General features: G+C 54.2%; 26 protein-coding genes and 3 tRNA genes. 18 read left to right on the top strand and 11 right to left on the bottom strand.

Annotated features, from left to right (window positions below; translation table 11 throughout):
* Window positions 1-4: 4 nt before the first annotated feature.
* The 13 genes from cydB (at window position 5) to ACPUC7_RS11790 (ending at window position 7,880) form a co-directional block, all read left to right on the top strand.
* On the top strand, window positions 5-1,144 hold the full coding sequence (cydB, locus tag ACPUC7_RS11850) for a cytochrome d ubiquinol oxidase subunit II (RefSeq protein ID WP_343554043.1): 1,140 nt from the start codon (window positions 5-7) through the stop codon (window positions 1,142-1,144).
* A 15-nt stretch (window positions 1,145-1,159) separates the two neighbouring features.
* Window positions 1,160-1,276 carry a cytochrome bd-I oxidase subunit CydX gene (gene cydX, locus ACPUC7_RS11845; protein ID WP_343554044.1) on the top strand — a complete coding sequence of 39 codons (117 nt, stop codon included), beginning with the start codon at window positions 1,160-1,162 and terminating at the stop codon, window positions 1,274-1,276.
* On the top strand, window positions 1,276-1,569 hold the full coding sequence (ybgE, locus tag ACPUC7_RS11840) for a cyd operon protein YbgE (protein WP_343554045.1): 294 nt from the start codon (window positions 1,276-1,278) through the stop codon (window positions 1,567-1,569). The genes cydX and ybgE overlap by 1 nt, the downstream gene beginning before the upstream one ends.
* A 197-nt stretch (window positions 1,570-1,766) precedes the next feature.
* Window positions 1,767-2,171, top strand: coding sequence for a tol-pal system-associated acyl-CoA thioesterase (gene ybgC, locus ACPUC7_RS11835; RefSeq protein WP_008107385.1), 405 nt, complete (start codon window positions 1,767-1,769; stop codon window positions 2,169-2,171).
* A complete protein-coding gene (gene tolQ / locus ACPUC7_RS11830) occupies window positions 2,168-2,854 on the top strand; it encodes a Tol-Pal system protein TolQ (RefSeq protein ID WP_494923075.1) in 687 nt (228 codons plus the stop codon). The genes ybgC and tolQ overlap by 4 nt, the downstream gene beginning before the upstream one ends.
* 13 nt (window positions 2,855-2,867) lie before the next feature.
* Window positions 2,868-3,296 (top strand): colicin uptake protein TolR, encoded by a 429-nt coding sequence (gene tolR, locus ACPUC7_RS11825; RefSeq protein ID WP_007890638.1) that lies wholly within the window; start codon window positions 2,868-2,870, stop codon window positions 3,294-3,296.
* A gap of 25 nt (window positions 3,297-3,321) precedes the next feature.
* Entirely contained in the window at window positions 3,322-4,599 is a 1,278-nt protein-coding gene (gene tolA / locus ACPUC7_RS11820) for a cell envelope integrity protein TolA (protein WP_494923074.1), read from the top strand.
* Window positions 4,600-4,715: 116 nt separating this feature from the next.
* Complete coding sequence (gene tolB, locus ACPUC7_RS11815) at window positions 4,716-6,011, top strand: Tol-Pal system beta propeller repeat protein TolB (RefSeq protein WP_494923073.1); 1,296 nt, start codon at window positions 4,716-4,718, stop codon at window positions 6,009-6,011.
* Window positions 6,012-6,076: 65 nt separating this feature from the next.
* Window positions 6,077-6,592 carry a peptidoglycan-associated lipoprotein Pal gene (pal, locus tag ACPUC7_RS11810; RefSeq protein ID WP_008107396.1) on the top strand — a complete coding sequence of 172 codons (516 nt, stop codon included), beginning with the start codon at window positions 6,077-6,079 and terminating at the stop codon, window positions 6,590-6,592.
* Between the two features lie 9 nt (window positions 6,593-6,601).
* Window positions 6,602-7,408, top strand: a complete 807-nt coding sequence (gene cpoB / locus ACPUC7_RS11805) for a cell division protein CpoB (RefSeq protein WP_494923072.1) — start codon at window positions 6,602-6,604, stop codon at window positions 7,406-7,408.
* Between the two features lie 165 nt (window positions 7,409-7,573).
* A tRNA-Lys gene (locus ACPUC7_RS11800) sits at window positions 7,574-7,649 on the top strand.
* Between the two features lie 53 nt (window positions 7,650-7,702).
* A tRNA-Lys gene (locus tag ACPUC7_RS11795) sits at window positions 7,703-7,778 on the top strand.
* A gap of 26 nt (window positions 7,779-7,804) precedes the next feature.
* Window positions 7,805-7,880, top strand: a tRNA-Lys gene (locus ACPUC7_RS11790).
* 190 nt (window positions 7,881-8,070) lie between these two features.
* On the opposite strand, the gene ACPUC7_RS11785 is transcribed toward ACPUC7_RS11790, so the two are convergent.
* Window positions 8,071-9,534 carry an AlkA N-terminal domain-containing protein gene (locus ACPUC7_RS11785; RefSeq protein WP_494923208.1) on the bottom strand — a complete coding sequence of 488 codons (1,464 nt, stop codon included), beginning with the start codon at window positions 9,532-9,534 and terminating at the stop codon, window positions 8,071-8,073.
* Between the two features lie 158 nt (window positions 9,535-9,692).
* Here ACPUC7_RS11785 and ACPUC7_RS11780 point away from each other — a divergent pair, with 158 nt between their 5' ends.
* The 3 genes from ACPUC7_RS11780 (at window position 9,693) to pnuC (ending at window position 12,137) form a co-directional block, all read left to right on the top strand.
* The gene (locus ACPUC7_RS11780) at window positions 9,693-10,190 is read left to right on the top strand and encodes a methylated-DNA--[protein]-cysteine S-methyltransferase (protein ID WP_343554661.1); all 498 of its coding nucleotides are present in this window, start codon (window positions 9,693-9,695) and stop codon (window positions 10,188-10,190) included.
* A gap of 135 nt (window positions 10,191-10,325) precedes the next feature.
* Window positions 10,326-11,387, top strand: a complete 1,062-nt coding sequence (nadA, locus tag ACPUC7_RS11775; protein ID WP_494923071.1) for a quinolinate synthase NadA — start codon at window positions 10,326-10,328, stop codon at window positions 11,385-11,387.
* A gap of 27 nt (window positions 11,388-11,414) precedes the next feature.
* Complete coding sequence (gene pnuC / locus ACPUC7_RS11770; protein WP_494923070.1) at window positions 11,415-12,137, top strand: nicotinamide riboside transporter PnuC; 723 nt, start codon at window positions 11,415-11,417, stop codon at window positions 12,135-12,137.
* On the opposite strand, the gene zitB is transcribed toward pnuC, so the two are convergent.
* The 4 genes from zitB to ACPUC7_RS11750 form a co-directional block, all read right to left on the bottom strand.
* Window positions 12,131-13,096 (bottom strand): CDF family zinc transporter ZitB, encoded by a 966-nt coding sequence (gene zitB, locus ACPUC7_RS11765; RefSeq protein WP_343554658.1) that lies wholly within the window; start codon window positions 13,094-13,096, stop codon window positions 12,131-12,133. The genes pnuC and zitB overlap by 7 nt on opposite strands.
* Window positions 13,065-16,106, bottom strand: a complete 3,042-nt coding sequence (locus tag ACPUC7_RS11760; RefSeq protein ID WP_494923207.1) for a hybrid sensor histidine kinase/response regulator — start codon at window positions 16,104-16,106, stop codon at window positions 13,065-13,067. The genes zitB and ACPUC7_RS11760 overlap by 32 nt, the downstream gene beginning before the upstream one ends.
* 23 nt (window positions 16,107-16,129) lie before the next feature.
* On the bottom strand, window positions 16,130-16,714 hold the full coding sequence (locus tag ACPUC7_RS11755) for a response regulator (RefSeq protein WP_494923069.1): 585 nt from the start codon (window positions 16,712-16,714) through the stop codon (window positions 16,130-16,132).
* 112 nt (window positions 16,715-16,826) lie between these two features.
* Window positions 16,827-17,168 (bottom strand): YbgS-like family protein, encoded by a 342-nt coding sequence (locus ACPUC7_RS11750; RefSeq protein WP_494923068.1) that lies wholly within the window; start codon window positions 17,166-17,168, stop codon window positions 16,827-16,829.
* Window positions 17,169-17,466: 298 nt separating this feature from the next.
* Between ACPUC7_RS11750 and aroG the strand changes: the two genes are divergently transcribed.
* Window positions 17,467-18,519: a 3-deoxy-7-phosphoheptulonate synthase AroG gene (aroG, locus tag ACPUC7_RS11745; protein WP_494923067.1), complete on the top strand. Its 1,053-nt coding sequence runs from the start codon at window positions 17,467-17,469 to the stop codon at window positions 18,517-18,519.
* A 60-nt stretch (window positions 18,520-18,579) separates the two neighbouring features.
* Here aroG and gpmA read toward each other — a convergent pair whose 3' ends face one another.
* The 6 genes from gpmA to modE all read right to left on the bottom strand — a co-directional run bounded on the left by gpmA (window position 18,580) and on the right by modE (window position 25,304).
* Entirely contained in the window at window positions 18,580-19,332 is a 753-nt protein-coding gene (gpmA, locus tag ACPUC7_RS11740; RefSeq protein WP_343554655.1) for a 2,3-diphosphoglycerate-dependent phosphoglycerate mutase, read from the bottom strand.
* A gap of 151 nt (window positions 19,333-19,483) precedes the next feature.
* Window positions 19,484-20,518, bottom strand: coding sequence for a galactose-1-epimerase (gene galM / locus ACPUC7_RS11735; protein ID WP_494923066.1), 1,035 nt, complete (start codon window positions 20,516-20,518; stop codon window positions 19,484-19,486).
* A complete protein-coding gene (gene galK, locus ACPUC7_RS11730; RefSeq protein WP_494923065.1) occupies window positions 20,512-21,660 on the bottom strand; it encodes a galactokinase in 1,149 nt (382 codons plus the stop codon). Before galK ends, galM begins: the two co-directional genes overlap by 7 nt.
* On the bottom strand, window positions 21,661-22,704 hold the full coding sequence (gene galT / locus ACPUC7_RS11725; protein WP_494923064.1) for a galactose-1-phosphate uridylyltransferase: 1,044 nt from the start codon (window positions 22,702-22,704) through the stop codon (window positions 21,661-21,663).
* Between the two features lie 268 nt (window positions 22,705-22,972).
* Window positions 22,973-24,445: a molybdate ABC transporter ATP-binding protein ModF gene (modF, locus tag ACPUC7_RS11720; protein ID WP_494923063.1), complete on the bottom strand. Its 1,473-nt coding sequence runs from the start codon at window positions 24,443-24,445 to the stop codon at window positions 22,973-22,975.
* A gap of 76 nt (window positions 24,446-24,521) precedes the next feature.
* Window positions 24,522-25,304 carry a molybdenum-dependent transcriptional regulator gene (modE, locus tag ACPUC7_RS11715; RefSeq protein WP_343554847.1) on the bottom strand — a complete coding sequence of 261 codons (783 nt, stop codon included), beginning with the start codon at window positions 25,302-25,304 and terminating at the stop codon, window positions 24,522-24,524.
* Between the two features lie 118 nt (window positions 25,305-25,422).
* Here modE and ACPUC7_RS11710 point away from each other — a divergent pair, with 118 nt between their 5' ends.
* Window positions 25,423-25,581, top strand: coding sequence for an AcrZ family multidrug efflux pump-associated protein (locus ACPUC7_RS11710; RefSeq protein ID WP_494923062.1), 159 nt, complete (start codon window positions 25,423-25,425; stop codon window positions 25,579-25,581).
* Window positions 25,582-25,707 lie beyond the last annotated feature (126 nt).

Genomic DNA, 25,707 nt, shown 5'->3' with positions numbered 1-25,707 from the left:
ACCCATGTTTGACTATGAAGTTTTGCGCTTTGTCTGGTGGCTGTTGATTGGCGTGCTGCTGATCGGCTTTGCGGTCACCGACGGCTTTGATATGGGCGTTGGTATGCTGACGCGCGTGCTGGGGCGTACCGATACTGAACGTCGCATCATGATTAACAGCATTGCACCGCATTGGGATGGCAACCAGGTTTGGTTGATCACTGCCGGTGGCGCACTGTTCGCTGCCTGGCCGATGGTTTACGCCGCCGCGTTCTCTGGCTTTTATGTGGCAATGATTTTGGTGCTCGCTTCGCTGTTCTTCCGTCCGGTAGGTTTTGATTACCGCTCGAAGATTGAAGATATGCGCTGGCGCGGCATGTGGGATTGGGGCATTTTCATCGGCAGCTTTGTGCCACCGCTGGTAATTGGCGTGGCGTTCGGTAACTTGCTGCAAGGCGTGCCGTTCCATGCCGACGAATATCTGCGCCTGTTCTATACCGGCAACTTCTTCCAGCTGCTGAATCCGTTTGGCTTGCTGGCGGGTGTGGTCAGTGTGGCGATGATTTTGACGCAGGGTGCAACTTACCTGCAAATGCGTACCAATGGTGAACTCCATCTGCGTTCACGCAGCACCGCGCAGATCTCCGCGTTGGTGATGATGGTGTGCTTCGTATTAGCTGGTTTGTGGGTGAAATACGGCATTGATGGCTATGTGCTGAAAAGTGTTATCGATCATCACGCAGCATCCAATCCGTTGGGTAAAGATGTGGTGCGTGAAGCCGGTGCGTGGATGGTGAACTTTGAGCAAGCGCCAATTCTGTGGCTGTTCCCGCTGTTAGGTGTGGTGCTGCCGCTGTTGACCGTGCTGTGTTCACGCATGGAGAAGGGCGCCTGGGCGTTCATCTTCTCTTCGCTAACTCTGGCGTGCGTCATCATGACTGCCGGTATCGCGATGTTCCCGTTCATCATGCCATCCAGCACCGTGCCGGGCATTAGCTTGACCATGTGGGATGCCACATCCAGCCTGCTGACGCTTAAAGTGATGACCATTGCAGCCATCATCTTTGTACCGATTATCCTGGCGTACACCGCCTGGTGTTATTACAAGATGTTTGGCCGTATCACCAAAGAACACATTGAGAGCAATACGCACTCCCTGTACTGATTAAGGAGATTAAGCATGTGGTATTTTGCCTGGATTCTTGGCACCTTGCTGGCCTGTGCGTTCGGTGTGATCACGGCGCTAGCACTGGAACATATCGAAGACAGCCGCGCAACTAAGGACGAACAAGTCTGATGCGCACACTGATTCGGACGTTGTATCGTCTGATGGACAAGGGCCCGCTTCGGGCCCTTTCGTTAATTCTGGCACTGTGGTTGGCGGGCTGTGTTATTTGGCAACCATCACGCTTTGCTGCACGCACCAGCGATTTAGCCATCTGGCATGGATTGTTGATGATTTGGGCTGTGTGTGCCGGCGTGGTTCACGGCACAGGATTCCGTCCACTGCAAACACGTTGGCAGGCAGTGTTCTCGCCACTGCCGGCGATGGTCATCCTGCTGGCGGGAATCTTCTGGTTCTACCATTAAGTTCTGTCTCAGGACTTAACTTGCTGCTTTTTCAGGCGCTGACGTGAGTTTTTGTCAGCGCCCGGTCAAGAAACATCCTAAAATTCCTTCCAGTTGTTAACGTGTGATAATTATTTTCTCTTGGCTCTGGCGGACCATTCCCAAGCCGATCTCACTTGCGTATAGTAGCAACGTTTAAAATGAGACCGGGATGTAGAGTGAGTACTACGCTGTTTCGCTGGCCGGTTCGGGTCTATTACGAAGACACTGATGCCGGTGGTGTGGTTTACCACGCCAGTTATCTTGCTTTCTATGAACGAGCACGTACCGAAATGTTGCGCCAGCACCATTTCAATCAGCAGGTCCTGTTGGAAGAACAGGTGGCTTTTGTGGTACGACGCATGACGATAGATTTTGTTGCGGCTGCACGTCTTGATGATCTTTTGGAAATTCAAACCGAAGTGACATCGATGACGCGTGCAACTATGACGTTCTCGCAGCGTATCGTGAATGCAGAAGGTAAAGTGCTAAATGAAGCAGAAGTCCTGATTGCCTGCATCAACCCACATCTAATGAAGCCAATTGCGCTTCCCAAGTCTATTGTCGCGGAGTTCAAGCAGTGACTGACATGAATGTTCTTGATTTGTTCCTGAAGGCGAGCCTTCTGGTCAAACTTATCATGTTGATTTTGATCGGCTTTTCTATTGCCAGTTGGGCAATTATCATTCAACGCACGCGCATTTTGAATGCGGCGGGGCGTGAAGCCGACGCATTTGAAGATAAGTTTTGGTCGGGTATTGAGCTGTCACGCCTTTACCAGGAAAGCCAGGGGCGCCGTGATGAGTTGGGCGGTTCTGAGCAGATTTTCTATTCAGGTTTCAAAGAGTTTGCGCGTCTGCATCGTGCCAACAACCATGCACCGGAAGCGGTGGTGGAAGGGGCGAGCCGCGCAATGCGTATTTCCATGAACCGTGAATTGGAAGCGTTGGAAAACCACATTCCTTTCCTTGGCACCGTCGGTTCCATCAGCCCGTATATCGGTCTGTTTGGTACGGTGTGGGGGATCATGCACGCCTTTATCGCGCTGGGCGCGGTGAAACAGGCAACGTTGCAGATGGTTGCGCCGGGTATTGCTGAAGCGCTGATTGCTACCGCAATCGGTCTGTTCGCGGCGATTCCTGCGGTTATGGCCTACAACCGTTTGAACCAGCGCGTGAATAAGCTGGAACAGGGCTACGACAACTTTATGGAAGAGTTCACGGCTATCCTGCACCGTCAGGCTTTCTCCACCGACAACACGAAGTAAGTCGAGGTTTACGATGGCCAGAACCCGTGGTCGCGGTAAGCGCGACCTCAAGTCGGAAATCAACATTGTTCCGCTTCTGGACGTACTGTTGGTTTTGCTGCTCATCTTTATGGCAACCGCGCCGATTATTACCCAGAGCGTGGAAGTCGATCTGCCGGATGCGACAGATTCGAAAACCGTTTCTACCGATGATAATCCACCGGTGATTGTTGAAGTGGCGGGCGTCGGGCAGTACAGCCTGGTGGTGGATCACGATCGTATGACGCAGCTGCCGCCGGAACAGGTGGTGAGCGAAGCGCAGCGCCGGATTGAAGCCAATCCGAAAACGGTCTTCTTGATCGGCGGTGCGAAAGATGTGCCTTACGACGAAATCATCAAGGCGCTGAACCTGTTGCATCAGGCTGGCGTGAAATCTGTCGGTTTGATGACGCAGCCGATTTAAAGCCAACCGTTTTTGGGAACCGAGAGTGTCGAAGGCAACCGAGCAGAACGACAAGTTAAAACGCGCCATAATCGTATCGGTGATTCTGCATATCGTGCTGATCGCCTTACTGATTTGGAGCTCGTTTAACGAAAAAATCGAATCCAGCGGCGGTGGCGGCGGCAGCGATATTGATGCAGTGATGGTCGATTCCGGCGCCGTGGTTGAGCAATATAACCGCCAGCAGAATCAGCAAAGAGACAGTCAACGTGCCGAACAGCAGCGTCAAAAACAGTCGCAGCAGCAGGCCGAAGAGTTACAGCAGAAGCAAGCCGCTGAGCAGCAACGTCTGAAAGAGATGGAAAAAGAGCGTTTGCAGGCGCAGCAAGAAGCCAAAGAGCAGGCGAAGCAACAGGCTGAGCAGCAGAAAGCCGCTGAAGCCGCCGCTAAGCAAGCGCAGGATCAGCAGAAAGCTGCCGAAGCCGCTGCGGCGAAAGCCAAGGCAGATGCGAAAGCTGAAGCCGATGCGCAGGCCAAAGCCGCTGCGGATGCGAAAGCCAAAGCGGTAGAAGAAGCCAAGCAAGCCGCCGCCGACGCGAAGAAGAAGGCGGACGAACAGGCTAAAGCTGCCGCAGCTGAAGCGGCGAAAGAGAAAGCGGCACAACAGGCGAAAGCCGCCGCAGAATCGAAAGCTAAAGCCGATGCGGAAGCCAAAGCGCAAGCGGCTGCCGATGCGAAGGCGAAAGCTGCTCAGGAAGCAAAAGAAGCGAAAGAGCAGGCCGCTGCTGAAGCCAAGGAGAAGGCTGCCGCTGAAGCGAAAGAAAAAGCCGCCGCCGAGGCGAAGGCCAAAGCTGATGCCGCCGCGAAAGCGAAAGCCGATGCCAAAGCTAAAGCTGCTGCTGATGCGAAGAAAGCCGCTGCCGAAGCTGCGAAGAACGAAAATGCGGTTGATGACCTGTTAGGTGGTTTGTCTTCTGGTAAGAATGCACCGAAAAGTGGCACAGCTTCTGGCGGTGCAGCGGGGCAGGGCAATCAGAAGAAAGCCGGTGCATCCGGCGCGGACATCAACAATTACATGGGCCAGGTGGTTGGCGCGATTCAGAGCCGTTTCTACGATGCGGATCTGTATAAAGGCAAAGAGTGTAACCTGCGCATTAAGCTGGCACCGGATGGCTTACTGATTGATGTTAAGTCTGAAGGTGGCGATCCTGCCTTATGCCAGGCCGCGATCACCGCAGCGAAGCAAGCACGTATTCCAAAGCCGCCTTCACAGGCGGTGTATGAAGTGTTTAAAAACGCACCGATGCGTTTCAAACCGGAATAATGCAGTAACGTACGGCAGGTTGAACTATGGTTAGCTCGCCGTACTCTATAAGTACTCGTGTTTTTCAGGAACTGTGCGAATTATCATGAACCTCTGGTTCAGGTAAGGGAGAAAAGATGAAGCAGGCACTTCGTGTAACCTTAGGTTTTTTTGTACTGCTGTGGGCAGCGATGCTGCATGCAGAAGTCCGCATTGAAATTACGCAGGGCGTTAACACCGCACGTCCTATTGGTGTGGTTCCGTTCAAATGGGCTGGCCCAGGCGCGGCACCAGAAGACATCGGCGGCATTGTTGGCGCTGACTTACGTAACAGCGGCAAATTCAATCCGCTCGATCGTTCACGTCTGCCACAACAACCAACCAGCGCGCAGGAAGTACAACCTGCTGCGTGGAGCGCATTGGGTATTGATGCGGTCGTGGTCGGTCAGGTTACACCAAACGCTGATGGCAGCTATCAAATTGCCTACCAGCTGGTGGACACTGGCGGCGCACCGGGCACCGTGTTAGCGCAGAACTCGTACAAAGTGACAAAGCAGTGGCTGCGTTATGCGGCTCACACTGCCAGTGATGAAGTGTTCGAGAAGCTGACTGGTATCAAAGGCGCGTTCCGCACCCGCATCGCTTATGTGGTGCAGACCAACGGCGGCCAGTTCCCGTATGAATTGCGCGTATCGGATTACGATGGCTACAACCAGTTTGTGGTTCACCGTTCACCGCAGCCATTGATGTCGCCAGCCTGGTCACCAGATGGCAGCAAAGTGGCTTACGTGACCTTCGAAAGCGGCAAATCGGCGCTGGTGGTGCAGACCTTGTCTAACGGTGCAATCCGTCAGGTGGCTTCGTACCCACGTCATAACGGTGCGCCAGCCTTCTCGCCAGACGGTTCTAAACTGGCCTTCGCGCTGTCGAAAACCGGTAGCCTGAACTTGTACGTGATGGATCTGGCTTCAGGTCAAACGCGTCAGGTAACCGATGGTCGTTACAACAGCACAGAACCAACCTGGTTCCCGGACAGCCAGACGCTGGCTTACACCTCGGATCAGGCCGGTGCGCCACAGATTTATAAAGTAGGTATCAACGGCGGTGCGCCACAACGTATTACCTGGGAAGGTGCGCAAAACCAGGATGCGGATGTGTCAACCGACGGCAAAACGATGGTGATGATCAGCAGCGCCGGTGGCGCGCAGCACGTCGCCAAACAGGATCTGGTAACGGGAGCCGTTCAAACAATAACGGACACGTTCCTGGATGAAACGCCGAGTCTGGCGCCAAACGGCACAATGGTAATCTATAGCTCTACTCAGGGGATGGGTTCCGTGTTGCAGTTGGTTTCAACCGACGGGCGTTTCAAAGCGCGTCTTCCGGCAACTGATGGACAGGTCAAATTCCCTGCCTGGTCGCCGTATCTGTGATGCATGAATCCCCTGCACGGCGGGGGATAAAATGTATGGCAAACAAAATATAATAGGATAACAAAATGCAACTGAACAAAGTGCTGAAGGGTTTGATGCTGGCTCTGCCGGTTATCGCAGTAGCTGCATGTAGCTCTCACAAAAACAACAACAACGATCAGACCGGTATGGGCGCTAACGACGGTGCTTACGGTGCTGGCCAGAACGGTAACATGTCTTCTGACGAGCAAGCGCGCCTGCAGATGCAGCAGCTGCAGCAGAACAACATCGTTTACTTCGGTCTGGACAAGTATGACGTAGCTTCTGACTACGCTCAGATGCTGGATCAGCACGCTGCATTCCTGCGTGGCAACCCGTCTTACAAAGTGACCATCGAAGGTCACGCGGATGAGCGCGGTACTCCAGAATACAACATCGCCCTGGGCGAACGTCGTGCTAGCGCCGTTAAAATGTATCTGCAAGGCAAAGGCGTTTCTGCTGACCAGATGTCTATCGTTTCTTACGGTAAAGAAAAACCAGCTGTACTGGGTCATGACGAAGCGGCTTACGCTAAAAACCGTCGTGCCGTACTGGTTTACTAAGAGAATCACATGATTAGTAACTTCAGACTTCATCTGTTGAGTCTGTCGTTACTGGTTGGCGTAGCGGCTCCTTTGGGAGCCGCTCATGCCCAGGCGTCAATCAGTAGCGTTGGCTCAGGCTCGGTCGAAGACCGCGTCACCACTCTTGAACGTATCTCTAATGCCCAGGCTCAGCTTCTGCAGCAGTTGCAGCAGCAGATGAGCGACAACCAAAACGATATCGATTCGCTGCGCGGGCAAATCCAGCAAAACAGCTATCAGCTTAATCAAGTGGTTGAGCGCCAGAAACAGCTTTATCAGCAGATCGATAGCCTCAGCTCCGGCAGTAACGGTGCGGAGGCCAGCGGTGGTGCAGATGCTGCTGCGGCCGGTGCGGGTGCCGCTGCTGCAGGTAGTGCGAGCAGCGATAACGCTGCCAGTGCGGCTGCGCCAGCACAAACCGGTGATGCCAATACGGATTACAATGCTGCGGTTGCACTGATTCTGGAGAAGAAGCAGTACGATCAGGCGATCACTGCGCTGCAAGCGTGGGTGAAGAAATACCCTGATTCTACCTATCAGCCGAACGCCAATTATTGGCTGGGGCAGCTGTTTTACAACAAGGGTAAAAAAGACGATTCTGCCTACTATTTTGCCACTGTGGTAAAAAACTACGCGAAATCGCCAAAAGCCCCAGAAGCACTGTTTAAAGTTGGCGTGATCATGCAAGAGAAGAATGACACGGCGAAAGCCAAGGCAGTTTTCCAGCAAGTGATCAAACAATTCCCAAATAGTGATTCTGCTAAGCAGGCGCAAAAACGCCTCGCCGGGTTGTAATTTGTGCATAAAAGACCGGATTTCGTGTGATTTCTGGTCTTGCAGCATGAAAGGTAAGCGATTGACAGATTTAGTGGAAAATAACGGTTGCGCCCTCCCGCTAAATCAGTAATATATGCCGCCGTTGCCGGGACATATCTTAACAAGTATCGGCAGCCTGAAGATGGGTCGTTAGCTCAGTTGGTAGAGCAGTTGACTTTTAATCAATTGGTCGCAGGTTCGAATCCTGCACGACCCACCATCTCAACCCGTTGTTAGTGAGATGATTTCTTCAGTAAGCTTCACAACCTTGATGGGTCGTTAGCTCAGTTGGTAGAGCAGTTGACTTTTAATCAATTGGTCGCAGGTTCGAATCCTGCACGACCCACCATCAAAAACAGGTTGTAAGCCCCCAGCGGGTCGTTAGCTCAGTTGGTAGAGCAGTTGACTTTTAATCAATTGGTCGCAGGTTCGAATCCTGCACGACCCACCAGTTATGTAGAAAGGCGCCCTAAAGGCGCCTTTTTGCTTTTCTGCGTTTTAAATGCTTTGGGATCGGTTTCCTGCTGTAAAAGGCGGGGCGGATCGCTCAGAAATCTCACATCCCTGTGGACCGGCCTCGCCATCCCTGGCTCGGACGCTTCGCTCTTTCCGCTCCCGCCTTTTCTTGCCTGTTAGCAATTTTATTGCTTCTTAATCGGCGACAGACTTTTCCAGATATGCAGCACCGCATAACTACGCCACGGCCGCCAAACCTGCGATAACTGCTCAGCCACTTTGGCACTCACGCCGCCAAGATTATTGCGAATCGCAATATCTTCTTTTGGAAATGCATCCGGCCAGCGCAGGGCGCGCATGGCGATGTAACTCGCTGTCCACGGGCCGATGCCTTTCAATGCCAACAACTGTTGCTGTACCACGTCAGGATTTACTGCGCCATTGAAGCGTAATGCTCCCGTAGCACAGGGCTGTGCCAGTGATAGAATCGCTTGTGACCGCGCGCTAACAATCCCCAAACTCGCGATATCGTCGATGGTCGCCTCCGCCAAGGTTTCTGCCGTCGGCGGCAAGCGAGAAAGTTCCGGCCACGGGGTTTCAAGCGGTTCACCAAATCGCTGTGCCATGCGACTGCTTAACGTCGTTGCCGCTTTTACCGTAACTTGTTGGCCGAGTATTGCGCGAACACCCAATTCAAAGCCGTCAAACGCCCCAGGAACGCGTAAACCCGGATAACGCAACAAACTCTCCGTCAACAGAGGATCGTGGCTGAGATGCTCTGCAATGCGCTGTGGCTGTGCATCCAAATCAAACAGATCGCGTAGACGTCGCAACAAAGCTGGCAGCACCGGCGTTAACGTGGTGGTGAACTCGATTTTGAGTGACTGCTTCTCAGCTAAATGGCTAACGCGCACCCAGCCGCGACAATTCCCCAGCGCCACGGTGCGGTGATAAATGCCGTCATTCACCCATTCGACTTCCTTCATCACGCGCTGTTGCAAGAAATCGAGCATCGCGTCCCAATCGTAAGGCGGGCGATAACTTAATCGCAGTTCGGCACTTTGCTGCATCACGCTTACCGATTCCGGCTGGCTTTGCTTTCGCAACCGCGACGGCGTCATGCGATATCGCGCCTGGAACACGTCATTAAAACGCCTGAGACTGCGAAAGCCGCTGGCGTAGGCGATTTCCGTCACTGGCAGCGAGGTTTCGGTCAAAAGCTGCTTAGCGAGCAGCATACGGCGCGTCTGACGCAGTTCTAATGGCGATACGCCAAGCTCTTGCTGTATCACCCGCCGCAGTTGACGTTCACTGAGTTCAAATTCACTGGCGATATCGGCGAGCGTTTCCTGTTCTTCCAGTAAACCTTCTTCAATACGACGAATTAAACGGTCGGCAATGCGATGATGGCTATCAACAGGCGCAAAGCCTGGCGCCAGTTCAGGTCGGCAGCGCAAGCAAGGTCTGAAATGTGCTTTTTCGGCCGCTTCCGCACTGCTGAAAAAAAGGCAGTTCTTCTGCATCGGCGCTTTTACCGGACAAATGGGACGGCAATAGATGCCGGTTGAGGTCACACCAACAAAGAACAGGCCGTCGAAGCGGCTGTCGCGCGAGGTCAGCGCCTCGTAGGCAATTTCAGGATCGAACATCATCGTCTCCAGCAAATAAACTGCATGGTCGCGCAAGCTAAACAGGAAAACTCGCTGCTTTCGGACAGCTAACCAGTTTATGCTGATGACCGAAAACAGCCAGTTTAGGCTGACGAAAATGCGATAATCTTGCGCAAAGATTACGCCGGAGGTGCTCTATGTATTATGCCAAAATCACTGAAACCCCCGTTGGGGAACTGACGCTGATTGCTACCGATAAAGGCTTATCGGCGATTTTGTGGGAAAACGAAGGTTCGCAGCGCGTGCCGCTCAACCCGATCAGTCGCGACGATCAGCACCCGATTCTGTGTGAAGCAGAACGGCAACTGCGCGAATATTTCGCCGGTGAACGTCAGCAGTTTGATATGCCTTACGATACCGTTGGCACCGAATTCCAGAAAAAAGTCTGGCAAGCGCTGCTCACCATCCCGTTTGGCGAAACGCGCAGCTATCTGCAAATCGCTGAACAAATTGGCAACCCGAAAGCGGTGCGTGCGGTGGGCGCGGCCAACGGCAAAAACCCCTTGTCGATTATGGCGCCGTGTCACCGCGTAATTGGCAGCAACGGCAAACTCACCGGTTTTGCCGGCGGCCTGGCGGTCAAAGCCTTCCTGCTGGAACTGGAAAGCCCGCAAAAAAGCGCATTATTGCTGTAGAGCGCGCAAAAAAGAGACGACACTCTCGCGCAATTCCGCTATCGTGTTTAGCATATAAAACACGATGGCGGTTTTGATGCCGCATCATCGCCACAGTTGGCGATTTTGTTAAATTGATAAAACGAGAGCCGTGTCATGAGTCTGATGTTCGATCCTGAAAGCGCGATCTATCCTTTCCCGCCTAAACCGGCGCGTCTCAGTGAAGATGAAAAATCCCATTACAAAAACCAAATCAAACGCTTACTGAAAGAGCGTGATGCGGTAATGGTGGCGCATTACTACACCGATCCGGAAATCCAGGCGCTGGCGGAAGAGACCGGCGGCTGCGTATCAGACTCACTGGAAATGGCGCGTTTTGGTAGTAACCATCCGGCAAAAACCTTGCTGGTGGCAGGCGTACGTTTTATGGGCGAAACCGCCAAAATTCTCAGCCCTGAAAAAACCGTGTTGATGCCAACGTTGCAGGCGGAATGTTCACTCGATCTCGGTTGCCCGATTGAAGAGTTCAATCGTTTCTGCAATCAACATCCGGATCGTACCGTGGTGGTGTATGCCAACACCTCGGCGGCGGTGAAAGCGCGCGCGGATTGGGTAGTCACCTCGAGTATTGCGGTTGAACTGATTGAACATCTCGACAGCCTTGGCGAGAAAATCATCTGGGCACCGGATCGCCATCTTGGCCGCTATGTCACGCAGAAATCCGGCGCGGATGTGCTGTGCTGGCAGGGCGCCTGCATTGTCCATGATGAATTCAAAACTCAAGCGCTGCAACGCATGAAGGCGCTGTATCCCGATGCGGCGGTGCTGGTGCATCCGGAGTCGCCACAGGCGATTGTCGATTTGGCCGATGCGGTGGGTTCCACCAGCCAACTGATTCAGGCGGCCAAAACGCTGCCGCATCCACAAATGATCGTCGCCACCGATCGCGGCATTTTCTACAAAATGCAGCAGGCGGTGCCAGACAAAGAGCTGCTGGAAGCGCCAACAGCAGGCGAGGGCGCGACCTGCCGCAGCTGCGCGCACTGTCCGTGGATGGCGATGAACGGTCTGAAAGCGATTGCCGAAGGATTAGAACGTGGCGGTCGCGAGCATGAAATCCATGTCGATGCTGCGCTGCGCGAGGCCGCGTTGATCCCGCTTAATCGCATGCTATCCTTTGCAGCAGATCTCAAACTTAAGGTTAAAGGGAACGCATGACGCGCACCCTTCAAAAAGGTGCCGGTTATGGACTTCTTTAGCACGCAAAATATTCTGGTTCACATTCCGTTGGGTGTCGGCGGCTACGATCTGTCATGGATCGAAGCGGTTGGCACTGTTGCTGGCTTGCTGTGCATCTGGCTGGCCAGCCTGGAAAAAATCATCAATTACTTCTTTGGACTGATCAACGTCACGCTATTTGCGGTGATCTTCTTCCAGATTCAGCTGTATGCCAGTTTGCTGCTGCAACTGTTCTTCTTTGTCGCCAACGTGTACGGCTGGTACGCGTGGAGCCGACAAACCGCCAACAATGAAACTGAGCTAAGAATCCGCTGGTTGCCGCTGCCGAAAGCGTTGGGTTGGGGAGCGGCCTGCGTGCTGGCGATTGCGCTTATGACGCTGTATATCGATCCGGTGTTTGCTTTCCTGACCAAAACCGCAGTGGGCATTATGCAGAGTCTGGGCCTGAATGTGACGATACCGCAATTGCAGCCGGATGCCTTCCCGTTCTGGGATTCGTGCATGATGGTGCTATCGATTGTGGCGATGATTTTGATGACGCGGAAATACGTTGAGAACTGGCTGTTGTGGGTGGTGATCAATGTGATTAGCGTGATGATCTTTGCGCGTCAGGGCGTGTATGCGATGTCGCTGGAGTACGCGATTCTGACGCTGATTGCCCTCAATGGTTCGCGTTTGTGGATGCAAAGCGCACGCGAACATGGCTCGCGTGCGCTATCCCATCAGTGATGATGATGTGCGTGGCCTTCCAGCGCGGCATGGTCATGATGATCGTGCTGCGCGCCACTGCCTAATCCCAATTCACAATCTGGCCCGCTGCACGGTTGATACTCCATCTGCACCGTGGCGTGGGCAATTTGATAATGCTGATGCAGATATTGATGAATGCGTTGTAGCAATCCGTCGTGATCGTACGGCGGAATCACCTGCACATGCAGCGTTAGCACCGGTTTTTCCCCCACTTGCCAGATATGAACATGATGCACGTTGCGCACTTCGGCGATATTACGCGTCAATTCACGCGCCAGCTTATCGGCGTTGATGTGGCCCGGCGCACCCTCCAGCAATTCATGCAAACTCTCGCGCAACAACGACCAGGCGCTGCGCACCACCAGTAAAGACACCAGCAGCGACAGAATCGGATCAATCGGCGTCCAGCCGGTGAGCATGATAATCACCGCGGCGGCAATCGCGCCCACCGAGCCAAGCAGATCGCCCAGCACATGTAAGGCCGCGGCGCGCACATTAAGATTCTTCTCTTCACTGCCACGATGCAGCAACCAAAATGACAGCAAATTCGCCAGCAATCCGGCAATCGCTACGCTCAGCATCAAACCGCCCGCAATCGGCTGTGGCTGATAAAAACGTTCAATCGCTTCCCAGACAATCAATACCGTAATCACCAACAGGGCGATGGCATTCACGAACGCCGCCAGCGTGGTTAAGCGTAATAAACCAAAGGTATGTCGCGCATTCGGTTTGCGTTGGGCAAACTGCACCGCCAGCAACGCCACCAGTAGCGCGGCGGCATCAGTTAACATGTGCCCGGCATCTGCTAACAACGCTAATGAACCCGAAACCAACCCGCCGATGACTTCTGCAACCATAAACAGCGCGGTGACGATAAACGCCGCAGCCAGCCGCGAACGGTTGCCGCTAGGCGCGCTGTGAGAGTGAGTGTGTGCCATAATTTTCCAGTTGTTCAAGTAACCTGTTTGTTAATGATATCAGCAAATTGACATCATCCACCTGCATCTGCTGCTGTTTGGCCTGGGTAATCAGTTGCTGACAGCGATCGGCAACCGCATCCATGCCCAGCATTAACCAACTGCCTTTCATGCGATGCGCCGCGTGTTCCAGCGCTGTCCAATTTTGGCTATCGTTCGCGTTGAGCAGAGCGTCACGATCCTGCTGTAAGGTGCGCTGCAAGGTCTGGCAGATGCGCGGAATAAACGCCTGATTATGCTGTGCCAGAATCATCAGGCTTTCAGGCAATGCAGCTAGCGGATCGTGCTGTGCACGCGCCAGCAGCGGCGCAAGATGATCGAGTTCGATCGGTTTGAGCAGCAACGCTTCGTCATCCAGCAAATCGACTTTTAGCAATTGCACATCGGCAGAGCACAGCACGCGCAGCATCGAGCGGCCCGTTTGGCGCTGACGACGGCGCAGAATGCGCAGTAGCGTTAAACCATCCGGGCGCGGCATCATCTGGTCAATAAACAGGATATCGAACGGCTGCGCGGCATCCGCGTGCAGCAAGGCGCGCCCCTCTTCGAACACCTGCGCATCCACCCCGAAGTTGGCTAACTGCTGCTGCATCACCAACAGGTTAGTTGGATGATCATCGACAATCGCCACGCGTAAATGTGGATAATGCGGCCAGCGTTCGGTACGTTCAGACGCTGTTTCATCGCACAACTCCAGCGGCAATTGCACGCAGACGGTGGTGCCGCGATCCGGCGCGGAGGTCAGCGTTAAGCTTCCGCCCATGCGCTGCACGATTTCGCGACAGATAAACAATCCCAATCCGCTGCCTTGTACCGCATGGCTTTTGCCCGATGGCGCTTGATACCAAGGCTCAAACAATTGTGCTTGTTCATCGAGCGGGATGCCGCTGCCGCTGTCCGCAACGGTTAGTTCTATCTGCGATGCCACCGCCAGCGACAAACGCACTTCGCCGTGGCGGGTAAACTTCAGCGCGTTAGCCACCAGGTTATTGATCACTTGCTGCAAACGATCGCCATCCAGCAGCACGCAAGCTGGCAGCGGTGTAATTGCCTCAACAATCATGTTTGGCCCCGCATCGCGCATCAGCGGATGGTAGAACTGTTGCTGTTGCTGCAACCAATGCGTCAGATTGAGCGGGCGCGGCGCGAGGCGGAAGCTTTGATTTTCAATACGCGCGTGATCCTGCAAATCATTGAGCAACGCCATCAGCGAACGTGCGCTGCTGTGCATCAACGTCAGCCGTTCACTGGGATGTTGTTGCTGTTCCAGTTCCAGCAATCCAAGAATCGCCTGCATCGGCGTGCGCAGTTCGTGGCTGGCGGTGGCGAGAAACTGACTTTTGGCGGCGTTGGCGCGTTCAGCTTGTTCGCGTTGCAGCCGCTCGCGCCGTTGTTGCAAATAACGGCGCAGCAGCAACGCCAGCAGCAACAGAATAATGATGCCCGCAGCGATCAGAATCATTAATGGCACATTGCGCATCGCCATGGTGGTGCCGGGCTGCGGCGGTTGTGACCAACTTACGCGCATCTGATTCAGCGTATCGGGCGGAATTTGCTGTAACGCATGGTCGAGCAGGGCGCGCAACTGCGGCTGCGCCGTGCTGACCTGCGGTGCCAGCGGCCAGGCGATATCGCTGGCGGCAAAGGCCAGATGGACACGATTATCCGCGTGGCTCGCCATACGCCAGCGTGCCGAGAGCACGTTATCCACCAACGCATCGATTTGCCCGTTGTTCAGCGCTTGCCACAATTGGGCACGATCGTCGAACAACTGCGGCGTGATGCCAGCAGGCAGCAAGCGCTGGGCTAAATCGGCGCGCAGCACGCCAACGCGCTGGCCTTGCAGCGATAACCAGTTCATCGGTTGATGGCTGGAAAGCGTGTAAATGCCCCAAATGGCGCGCCACACCGGCAACGTATTGTTGCTGAGATCGTCGCCGTACAGCGGTTGCAACAGATTCAGCATCACCTGCTGTTGCTGCAACAAGGTATTCGCCTGTTGTGGATTATTCACCCAGCGCGGCGTGAAATGCAGTCCGGTGCTTTGACTTAGCGCGTTAAGCAGATCGATGCCAAAGCCGCGCGCGTTGCCATTGCTGTCGCGATAGCTCCACGGCGCATTATCCGCTTCCACCGCGTAGGGAATCTCCGCATGCTGTGCCAGCCACTGCTTCTCGCTCGCGCTCAGCATCAGCGTTTGCGTGTCCTGATATCGCAGCAGCGGCGGGCTCCAGCGTTGCTGCACGCGATTGCTGAATTCAGCTGGCAGCAAGCGCAACTGGCTATTGAGCCACTGAATCAACGCGCTATCGCGTGCCAGGGCGCGTAAGGTCAATTCACCCGCGCCGGGATCGGCGGTGATTTGGTAAATCTGCCCTTGCTGCAATTGTCCCAGCAGAAAACCGGCGCTGGCTTCATCGGCGACCAGATAATCGCTTTGTTGATTGAGTAAGGCGTACAGCGCCTGCAAATCGCCCGGCAAGCTGTGCCAACGATGCTGGCGCACAAACTCCGCTGGCAGCTGCGCCAAGGTGGCATCGGCGATAGTCAGCTGCGCGGTATCACTGTTGAACATGACTGCGCGTTGGTTATCGCGGTTGCGATAGATGCGAATCGGGCTGCTGTACCAGCTGTCGCTGAGTTGAACATCCGGCGGCAACTGCGCGTGTTCGCTGCTTAACACTAAATCGACTTCGCCACGCTGCAACGCGGCCAACTGCGCGCTGCGATCCGCGAAGCTTTGCAAGGTAAAGTGGGTGCCGGTAAGTTGGCTGAGTGCGCTGAGGTAATCGGCATCAATGCCCCAAATGCGATCGCCAATACGCATCGCCCAGGGCGCGCTGTTTTGTGCCGGAACTGCCACGCGCAGTGTGGCATGCCAGGGCTCGGCGTGCGGCGCGGGCATCATCGCGGGTAACATCACGCTGCTGGCCGGTTGCAAATCGGCTTTTGCCAGCAAGCTGAACAGCATAAATATCAGCAGTAGCAGGATTCTCACTGCTGCGCTTTCCACAGTTCAGCCAGTTCCACCACCGATTGCACACCGATTTTTTCCAGAATGTTTTTTTTGTGCGTGCTGACGGTTTTATTGCTGATATGCAACTGTTCGCCAATTTGCAAATTGGATAAGCCGCGCACCAGCAAGGCGACAATCTGCTGCTCTTTATCGGTCAACGGCAATTCAATGCGGGCAGGCAAGGGGGGAAAGGCCTGTTTGCCGCCGAGTACTGCCAAAATGGCACTGAGTAATTGCGCCATGCTTTGGCTTTTCACCACGTAACCTGCCGCGCCTAATGATACTGCGCTTAGCAAGGTGTGGCGGCTTTGCTGCGCCGAATAGATCAAGATAGGGCATTGCTGATCGCGGGCGCGCAAACGCCGTAAGAGTTCTAATCCATCGCAATCCGGCAAGCCAATGTCCAGCACAATCAAATCGAATGGCTGTTGCTGAATCAAGCGGCGCGCTTCGGTTTCATCGCCTGCGGCGTGAATGTTGAGGGTAATGGGTGAATTTACGCAAGCCGCTTCCAGTGCGACCGCAACCAGCGGGTGATCATCAATAAGCAGCAATGAAGCCATGACACAATTCCTGTGAAATTCATTGCATCAGCATAGCGGAAAAGGGCGAGGGGAAAAATAAACGGGAGAGCGAATGCCCTCCCGTGAATAACCGTTTAAACGAATGAATGCATTACTGCGAAGTGCCATCCGTTTTTTTATGATGCTTGGTGCCGACTTTTTTATTCATGTCCGGACATTTGCCATCTTTGCACATAGTGTTTTTGTGCATCTGCTCAGCGGACATATTGCCGGAACTGGTACCTGAAGTAGCGGCACTGTTGGTATTCATGCTGCCGTTGTTGATTTTGCTGTTATCAACATTGTTAGGTGGCAGATTCTGTTTTGCGCCACCCGCAGCTGCGCCCGCTTCTGCTGAAGCATTGGCTTCACCGTTGTTGTTATCAGCAGCAAAGGCTGCGCCGCTACCTAAAGTCATCGCTGCCGTCAGAAAGATAATTGCAAACTTATTCATCATTATGCTCCGGTAATAAATGGATAGTTGCCGTCTCACACCACTGGTGCTGAGTGACGAAAAGAGCGCATCGCGCGGAATATAATTCCACCAATTACGCTTCGCTTAAATATTTAATAATGCAAACACGTTAATCCTTAGTGCTTACGTTTAAAAAGCTTAGTTCATCACGTGATAAATGCAAATTTGAGATAACCATTTTAACCGCGGCGCGTAATTTACACCTACGGCGTGAAGGGCTACATTGGTCGGGTTGCGCCCGGCGCACGTTGGGCCAGAAATTTGAATGGAATTAAGTATGGATTACCAGAACGACGATTTACGCATCAGAGAGATCAAAGAATTACTGCCTCCTGTTGCTTTGCTTGAGAAATTCCCCGCAACCGATAAAGCTGCTGAAACCGTTGCACAATCACGCCAGGCGATTCACCGCATTCTGCATGGCGCTGATGATCGCCTGCTGGTGGTGATCGGCCCGTGCTCGATTCACGATACTAAAGCGGCAAAAGAGTACGCTGCGCGTCTGCTGCAACTGCGTGATGAGCTGAAAGGCGAGCTTGAAGTGGTAATGCGTGTTTACTTTGAAAAACCACGCACCACGGTGGGCTGGAAAGGGCTGATCAACGATCCGTTTATGGATGGCAGCTTCCAAATCAACGATGGTTTGCGTCTGGCGCGCAAGCTGCTGGTGGATATCAACGATCTCGGCTTGCCAGCGGCAGGTGAGTTCCTCGATATGATCACCCCGCAATATATGGCTGATTTGATGAGCTGGGGCGCGATTGGTGCGCGTACCACCGAATCTCAGGTACACCGCGAACTTTCTTCCGGTCTCTCTTGCCCGGTCGGTTTCAAAAACGGTACTGATGGCACCATCAAAGTGGCCATCGATGCGATTGGTGCGGCCAGCGCGCCGCACTGCTTCCTGTCCGTCACCAAATACGGCCACTCGGCGATTGTTGAAACCAGCGGCAACGAAGATTGCCATATCATCTTGCGCGGCGGCAAAGAGCCAAACTACAGTGCGCATCATGTAGCAGCAGTAAAAACCGGACTGGAAAAAGCCGGTCTGCGTCCGCAGGTGATGATCGACTTTAGCCATGCCAACAGCAGCAAGCAGTTCCAGCGTCAGATGGTGGTGTGTGATGACGTGGCGCAGCAAATTGCCGGCGGCGAGCAGGCGATTACTGGCGTGATGATTGAAAGTCATCTGGTGGAAGGCAATCAGAGCCTCGACAGCGGCAAACCGCTGGTATACGGCCAGAGCGTCACCGATGCCTGTATTGGTTGGGAAGATACCGAGAAAGCCTTGCGTCAACTGGCGCAGGCGGTTAAACAGCGTCGCGGCTAAATCCGCAGGCAATAAAAAAGGCCAGACTCGCGTCTGGCCTTTTTGCATTTCAGCGTTAACTTACTTTGCTTTACCCTGGTTTGCCACCGCCGCTGCTTTCGCAGCGATTTCGTCAGCATCACCCAGATAGTAACGTTTCAACGGCTTGAAGTTCTCGTCGAACTCATACACCAATGGCACGCCAGTTGGGATGTTCAGTTCGAGGATCTCGTCTTCGCTCAGGTTGTCGAGGTATTTAACCAGCGCGCGCAGTGAGTTGCCGTGTGCCGCAACGATCACTTTCTCACCGCTCTTGATGCGCGGCAGAATGCTTTCGTTCCAGAAAGGAATGACGCGTTCGATGGTCAGCGCCAGGCTTTCGGTGGTTGGCAGCTGTGCATCCGTCAGTGAAGCGTAACGTGGATCATGGCCAGGGAAACGCTCATCAGCACGATCCAGCTCTGGTGGGGTGATGGCAAAGCCACGACGCCACTGTTTAACTTGCTCGTCACCGTATTTAGCGGCGGTTTCAGCTTTATCTAAACCTTGCAGCGCACCGTAGTGACGCTCGTTCAGACGCCAGGTTTTCTCAACCGGCAACCAAGCTTGATCCAGCTCATCCAGCACGTTCCACAGGGTGTGGATAGCGCGTTTCAGCACTGAGGTGTAAGCGAAATCAAACACGAAACCTTCTTTCTTCAGCAGCTGACCGGCTGCTTTGGCTTCGGTGCGACCTTTGTCAGACAGGTCAACGTCATACCATCCGGTGAAGCGGTTTTCCTGGTTCCACTGGCTTTCGCCGTGTCGCACCAGTACCAGCTTAGTTACGGCCATAGCTTTACTCCTTAATGCTCGATTTACGATTAGTGTTGAAACCGGCTGCGGCCACCTGTGAAGCGGCTCACTAATAGCGCCATACCATAGCGGAAAACAGCGCACGGCGTAAGCCTGTCGGCAGCGCAGTGCGCGTTTTTCAACCGGCTGCTCAGTGCGGCGTGAAGCGATAGTGCGTCACGGACTGCCAGCGGTCGCCGGGTTGCAACCAGCAATCAGGCTGCGGCCATTCAGCGTGGTTGGGCGAATCCGGTAAAAATTCACTCTCCAGAGCAATGCCCTGGAAAGCAGTATAGCTGTCCTGCTCACGGGCGCGTGTTCCTTCCAGATAGTTGCCAGAATAGAACTGCAACGCCGGTGCGGCGGTAAACACACTCAGCTCCAGCTTGCCATCGGCAGACCACAAATGGGCTGCGGGCGCGTTGCTGTCGCCAGCGGTGTTGAGCAAAAAGGCGTGGTCGTAGCCTTTTACCGCTTTTTGATCGTCATCGGCGAGGAATTCATCGGCGACACGTTTCGGCTGGCGGAAATCAAAACTGTTGCCAGCCACGTTTTTCAGCGGCGCGTTCGGAATGCCTTCGCTATCGACCGGCAAGTAACGATCGGCGTGCAGTTGTAAGCGATGCTGGCGCGCATCACCATGATGCGCATCAAGATTAAAGTAAGCATGGTTGGTCAGATTGACCGGGCACGCTTGGTCGGTTTGCGCTTCATAGCGAATCGACAGGCAATTTTCATCATCAAGATGGTAGATAACATTGGCGATCAGATTGCCCGGAAAACCCTGGTCGCCATCCGGCGAGTCAAGGCGATAGTGCACTTCAGACTCGCTTTGGCTGACAATCTGCCAGCGGCGTTTATCGAAACCTTCTGGTCCACCGTGCAGTTGATGCGCGCCTTGATTGGCGGCCAACAGCAAGTTCAACGGCTTGAGTTCCGCCGAGGCGATGCGGTTAGCGTAGCGGCCCACCGTTGCGCCGAGATAGGCATCCTGATGCAGATAATCAGACGGCGTTGCGCAGCCGAGCAGCGCTTCACGAACGCTATGATCGAGCATGGGGACGCGCGCCGACATCCAGGTGGCGCCCCAATCCATAAAGGTGGCGACCATGCCGTTGCGATTGCGCAGCACGGTGATGCGCCACGGTTGCCCGTCAGGCGCATGAGAGTTCACATCGGTTACCATTGGCCAGCTCCTGCCGAGGCTTTGCACACGTAGAAGGTCTCTTTGATGCCGGTTTGCGCTTCATATTTCTCCGCTACGACAGCTTTAACCTCCTCTACCAGATCGGTTGGCATCAACGCCACGATGCAGCCACCGAAACCGCCGCCGGTCATACGCACGCCGCCGCGCGGGCCGAGTTGCGCTTTTACAATCTCAACCAGCTGATCAATTTGCGGCACGGTGATTTCAAAATCATCGCGCATTGACGCGTGTGATTCTGCCATCAACTCGCCCATACGTTTCAGATCGCCTGCGCTCAAGGCATCAGCCGCTTCCAGCGTGCGGGCATTCTCGGTGATCACGTGACGCACGCGTTTTGCCACCAATGCATCCAATTCGCCTGCTGAAGCTTCGAACTCTTCCAGCGTGACATCACGCAACGCTGGCTTGTTGAAGAAGCGCGCGCCGGTTTCACACTGTTCACGACGCGTGTTGTATTCGCTGCCCACCAGGCTGCGACGGAAGTTGGAGTTGATGATCACCACCGAGACATCTTCTGGCATCGACACCGCGCGCGTACCCAAGGTGCGGCAATCCAGCAGCATGGCGTGATCCGGCTGGCCGAGCGCTGAAATCAGCTGATCCATAATACCGCAGTTACAGCCCACGAACTGGTTCTCCGCTTCCTGGCCGTTGACCGCAATCGCTGCGCCGTCCAGCTTTAAAGCATACAACTGCTGGAACACGGTGCCGACCGCCACTTCCAGCGAGGCCGATGAACTCAAGCCTGCGCCTTGCGGCACATTGCCGCTGATCACCATATCGACGCCGCCAAAATTGGCATCGCGTTTTTGCAGATGTTTCACCACGCCGCGCACGTAGTTGGCCCACATTGGCTCTTTGACCGGCTCAATCGGCGCATCCAGCGAGAAGCTATCTTGCTGATTATCGTAATCAACGGCAACAACGCGCACCTGACGATCGTCACGCTTGGCGCAGGCAATCACCGTTTGATAATCAATGGCGCACGGCAGCACGAAGCCGTCGTTATAGTCGGTATGCTCACCAATCAAATTCACGCGGCCTGGCGCCTGAATGCTGTGCGTCGGCTGGTAACCGAAAGTGTCAGCGAAAACCTGTTGAGTAATGGATTTTAATGACATTTATTGTGCCTCGCGGAAATGGACATCGCTGACAGAACGTAGACGTTCAGCCGCCTGTTCCGCCGTTAAATCACGTTGGGTTTCGGCCAGCATTTCGTAGCCAACCATAAATTTACGCACCGTGGCTGAACGCAGCAGCGGCGGATAGAAGTGGGCATGCAGCTGCCAGTGATCGTTGCTTTCGCCGTTAAATGGCGCGCCGTGCCAACCCATCGAATAAGGGAATGAGCACTGGAACAAGTTGTCGTAGCGGCTGGTGAGTTGCTTCAGTGCCAGCGCCAAATCGCTGCGCTGGGCTGCGCTCAAATCGGTGATGCGTTTAACGTGCGCTTTCGGCAGCAGCAGCGTTTCAAACGGCCACGCCGCCCACCATGGCACCACGGCCAGCCAATGTTCGGTTTCCACCACGGTGCGGCTGCCATCTTTCAATTCGCGCGCAGCGTAATCCACCAGCAGCGGCGTGCCTTGCTCGGCGAAGTAGCGCCGCTGATGGTCATCTTCTTTCTGCGCTTCATTCGGCAGGAAGCTGTTGGCCCAAACCTGGCCGTGTGGATGCGGATTAGAGCAGCCCATCGCCGCGCCTTTATTCTCGAAAACTTGCACCCACGGATAGTGTTGACCGAGATCGGCGGTTTGCTCCTGCCAGGTGCGCACGATATCTTCCAGTCCGCTCAGTGGCAGTTCCGGCAGCGTTTTGCTGTGATCCGGCGAGAAGCAAATGACACGGCTGGTGCCACGCGCGCTTTCGCAGCGCATCAGCACATCTTCAGATTGCGGTGCATCCGGCGTATCGGTCATCAGCGCGGCAAAGTCATTGGTGAACACGTAGGTGCTTTTATAGTTGGGATTGATGTCACCGGTAATGCGGGTGTTACCTGCGCACAAGAAGCAGTCGGGATCGTGCGCCGGCAGTTGTTCCAGAGCCGGGGTTTCCTGCGCACCTTGCCACGGACGCTTAGCGCGATGCGGAGAGACCAGCACCCATTGATCGATCAATGGGTTATAACGGCGATGCGGATGATCGACCGGGTTAAATTTTTCCATGATGAGTCCTGGTAAACGGCAAACAGATAAAAATGATTTTGTTCAAAGTAGCACAAAGACCAGTTTGAAAGCGTGATCCAGTCTGGATAAATGGTATCGTTTACACAAGGTGACGATTCTCATTTTGTGGGGTTATTGCGTCTGTTTGATGGATTACCAGGCAATGAAATGGTAGCGGTTACATCTTGATGTGGGAAGGGATGACGGTGCGCATAAATGCGCACCCTACGCGAGATTTTGTAGGGGCGCCATTTATGGTGACCGCTAATTACTTCAGCGATTCCTGCAAGAAACCGTACCCGTGTTCTTGCGCGACAAAACTCAATCGGTGAGTAATACATTGCGGCGCATCTTCGGCGTGATGCGAGACAAACAGCAGTTGCGTACGGCCTTCGCCAATCAACACATCAACAAAACGACGTACCAGTTGGCGGTTGATCGGATCAAGCCCTTGCAGCGGTTCATCAAGGATCAACAAAGTGGGGTGTTTCACCAGCGCACGAGCAATCAACACCAGACGTTGCTGCCCCCACGATAAGCTGTGGAACGGCGCATCGGCCAATTGATTATCCATGCCCAGCAGCGCCAGCCATTGACGCGCCAACGCTTTTTGCCGATCGGAAACCGCCTGATACAAGCCAATCGAATCGAAGAAGCCGGAAAGCACCACGGTGCGCACGTTGCAGCTCACGCGATAATCGAGGTGCAGGCTGCTGCTGACGTAGCCGATATGCTGCTTGATATCCCAAATGGTTTCGCCGCTGCCGCGCCGGATGCCGAATAGCGTTAAATCGTTACTGTAACCTTGCGGATGATCGCCGGTCACCAGACTCAGCAAGGTCGATTTTCCTGCGCCGTTCGGTCCAACAATCTGCCAATGCTCACCGGGATTGACTTGCCAGCTGAGGCCATCAATCACCGCTTTATCGTTATACGACACCACGCCGTTGCGCAGAATCACACGCGGTGCCTCTTCGGCCAATTGCGGCAGTTGATCGGGCTGATCCGCTTCCGGCAAGGCCATGCCAGCCAGCTTTTCGCTGTGCGCTAACTGCGCCACCAGCGCTTCGGCCAAGATCGCGCGACGCTCACCAACGTGCGTCAGTGTGCATTCGGCCAGCACGCCAATTTTATCGACAAAATCAGGAATATCGTCAAAGCGATTCAGCACCAGCACCACGGTGTAACCTTGCTGATGCAGATCGTTAAGGGTTTGCGCCAGGCTGGCGCGAGAAGCCACATCCAGCCCATCAAAGGGTTCATCGAGGATCAGCAAATCGGGTTGCGCCATCAGCGCCTGACACAACAGCGTTTTACGCGTCTCGCCAGTGGAAAGGTATTTGAAGCGGCGATCCAGCAAATAAGTGATGCCAAACTGCTGCGCCAGCGCCTGACAACGCGCCTCGTCTTTGACTTCATCCTGAATAATCTGCGCGGCGGTACGACCGGTATCGTCTTCGCCTTCACTCAGCAAATCGGTGTTATTGCGTTCCCACTCTTCGCTAACCAGCTTTTGCAGTTGCTCCAGCGACAAACGCGTGCGGTGCTGGAAATCCTGCTGCACGTTGCCTTTGCCCGGTAAGAGTTCGCCAGCGAGTGCGCGCGCCAGCGACGATTTGCCGCTGCCATTTGCACCAACAAACGCCCAGCTTTCGCCGCTATTCAGGGTGAGATCGTTGAGGGAGAGTGCTCGGATGTCGCTAAGGTGAAACGTGCCTTGCGAAATTTGCAATGAAGCCATGATTTGTTCCGTTTTATGCATCGTGTCACTCAGTTTTAGCCAGCGACATTGGCGAAGTCAAATCATGGCGCGGATTTTAGAGCAGTGTGGCGATGATGGCGTGTTCGGCGTTAAAACTGGCGGTGACCTGCGCACCAACCTGTAGATTCTGCTGTTTAACTTGTGCATTGGTGACGGTGGCACACAGCGTTTCCCCGCTGGGTAGCGCCATCAACACTTCGCTGACCTGTTCACCCGGCTCAATCGCGCTGACTTCCGCCGCCAACTGATTATCGCTATCAGCGGCTTGTTGACTGACGTTAATCCACGGCGCTTTGATCAGCACCAGCACTTCTTTGCCGCTGTCGAGTTGCAGGCGCTCGGCGCTGCGTTCGGTGATCGCCACTTGTAAGCGCGTAACGCCGTCGGCCAGTTGCACCTCAATATGTTGCTGTACATGCTGATGATCGCTGGCGACAACCGTGCCAAACAATTGATTACGTGCGCTGGTTTGCAGCGAGAAGCGGGCAATCGCCGCCAGCAAACTGTCGAGCGGCAAGCTGTCGTTTTCCAGTGCGTCGTAGGCTTTCTGTTGAATCTGTTCCATCAACTGGAAAAGTTGAATCAACCGCTCGCCATAACGCGTAAGCTGCGCGCCGCCGCCGCCTTTGCCGCCGGTGGCGCGATCAACCAAGGTTTGATCGGCCATCTGATTCATCTCATTGATCGCGTCCCAGGCACTTTTGTAGCTGATGCCCGCCAGTTTCGCGCCCTGACTGATCGAGCCGGTTTGCTGCACGCGTTTTAACAGCTCGATGCGGCGCGGATCGGCAAACAGTTTTTGCTGAAGTCGAATGTGTAGAGAAAGTTCTGCCTGCATGTCAGCTCCTTAGGTCAATCCACTCAGTTTACTGCTTAAAAGTAAAAGCACGAAAAGGGCAGTGCGTTTTTTTCGCTAGCCGTTACAATCACTTTTTTATTTTCTGCGTGAGGTTTCCATGCTGGAACTGTTAAAAAGCCTGGCTGTAGCTATCATCATGGTGCCGATTGTGATGGCTGTGATGCTCGGTCTGATTTACGGCCTGGGTGAAATTTTCAACGTCATCTCAAAATTTGGCCGCCGCGAAGATCGCACCGCCAACAGCTCACACCACTGATTTCCAAACGCCCGCGCTCTGCGGGCGTTTTGCACTTAACTTCCGTAAAATCCTGCCGATATATACCCTAGATAATTCGAGTTGTAGCAAGGCGGCAAGTGGATGAATCCACAGGAGCTTACTTAA

The organism is Pantoea sp. CFCC18179, assembly GCF_059412405.1.
Note: the sequence above shows the minus strand (reverse complement) of the source record. Positions and strands in the feature narration are given on the sequence as shown.

Bases quoted from the DNA above. Each gene is read 5' to 3' on its own strand.
- ACPUC7_RS11760 (WP_494923207.1), bottom strand. From the start codon at position 16,106: ATGCTGTTCAGCTTGCTGGCAAAAGCCGATTTGCAACCGGCCAGCAGC.
- pnuC (WP_494923070.1), top strand. From the start codon at position 11,415: ATGGACTTCTTTAGCACGCAAAATATTCTGGTTCACATTCCGTTGGGT.
- zitB (WP_343554658.1), bottom strand. From the start codon at position 13,096: ATGGCACACACTCACTCTCACAGCGCGCCTAGCGGCAACCGTTCGCGG.
- cpoB (WP_494923072.1), top strand. From the start codon at position 6,602: ATGATTAGTAACTTCAGACTTCATCTGTTGAGTCTGTCGTTACTGGTT.
- gpmA (WP_343554655.1), bottom strand. From the start codon at position 19,332: ATGGCCGTAACTAAGCTGGTACTGGTGCGACACGGCGAAAGCCAGTGG.
- pal (WP_008107396.1), top strand. From the start codon at position 6,077: ATGCAACTGAACAAAGTGCTGAAGGGTTTGATGCTGGCTCTGCCGGTT.
- aroG (WP_494923067.1), top strand. From the start codon at position 17,467: ATGGATTACCAGAACGACGATTTACGCATCAGAGAGATCAAAGAATTA.
- galM (WP_494923066.1), bottom strand. From the start codon at position 20,518: ATGGTAACCGATGTGAACTCTCATGCGCCTGACGGGCAACCGTGGCGC.
- galT (WP_494923064.1), bottom strand. From the start codon at position 22,704: ATGGAAAAATTTAACCCGGTCGATCATCCGCATCGCCGTTATAACCCA.
- modE (WP_343554847.1), bottom strand. From the start codon at position 25,304: ATGCAGGCAGAACTTTCTCTACACATTCGACTTCAGCAAAAACTGTTT.
- cydB (WP_343554043.1), top strand. From the start codon at position 5: ATGTTTGACTATGAAGTTTTGCGCTTTGTCTGGTGGCTGTTGATTGGC.
- galK (WP_494923065.1), bottom strand. From the start codon at position 21,660: ATGTCATTAAAATCCATTACTCAACAGGTTTTCGCTGACACTTTCGGT.
- modF (WP_494923063.1), bottom strand. From the start codon at position 24,445: ATGGCTTCATTGCAAATTTCGCAAGGCACGTTTCACCTTAGCGACATC.
- ACPUC7_RS11750 (WP_494923068.1), bottom strand. From the start codon at position 17,168: ATGAATAAGTTTGCAATTATCTTTCTGACGGCAGCGATGACTTTAGGT.
- ACPUC7_RS11785 (WP_494923208.1), bottom strand. From the start codon at position 9,534: ATGTTCGATCCTGAAATTGCCTACGAGGCGCTGACCTCGCGCGACAGC.
- ACPUC7_RS11780 (WP_343554661.1), top strand. From the start codon at position 9,693: ATGTATTATGCCAAAATCACTGAAACCCCCGTTGGGGAACTGACGCTG.
- tolR (WP_007890638.1), top strand. From the start codon at position 2,868: ATGGCCAGAACCCGTGGTCGCGGTAAGCGCGACCTCAAGTCGGAAATC.
- nadA (WP_494923071.1), top strand. From the start codon at position 10,326: ATGAGTCTGATGTTCGATCCTGAAAGCGCGATCTATCCTTTCCCGCCT.
- ybgE (WP_343554045.1), top strand. From the start codon at position 1,276: ATGCGCACACTGATTCGGACGTTGTATCGTCTGATGGACAAGGGCCCG.
- tolB (WP_494923073.1), top strand. From the start codon at position 4,716: ATGAAGCAGGCACTTCGTGTAACCTTAGGTTTTTTTGTACTGCTGTGG.
- ACPUC7_RS11710 (WP_494923062.1), top strand. From the start codon at position 25,423: ATGCTGGAACTGTTAAAAAGCCTGGCTGTAGCTATCATCATGGTGCCG.
- ACPUC7_RS11755 (WP_494923069.1), bottom strand. From the start codon at position 16,714: ATGGCTTCATTGCTGCTTATTGATGATCACCCGCTGGTTGCGGTCGCA.
- cydX (WP_343554044.1), top strand. From the start codon at position 1,160: ATGTGGTATTTTGCCTGGATTCTTGGCACCTTGCTGGCCTGTGCGTTC.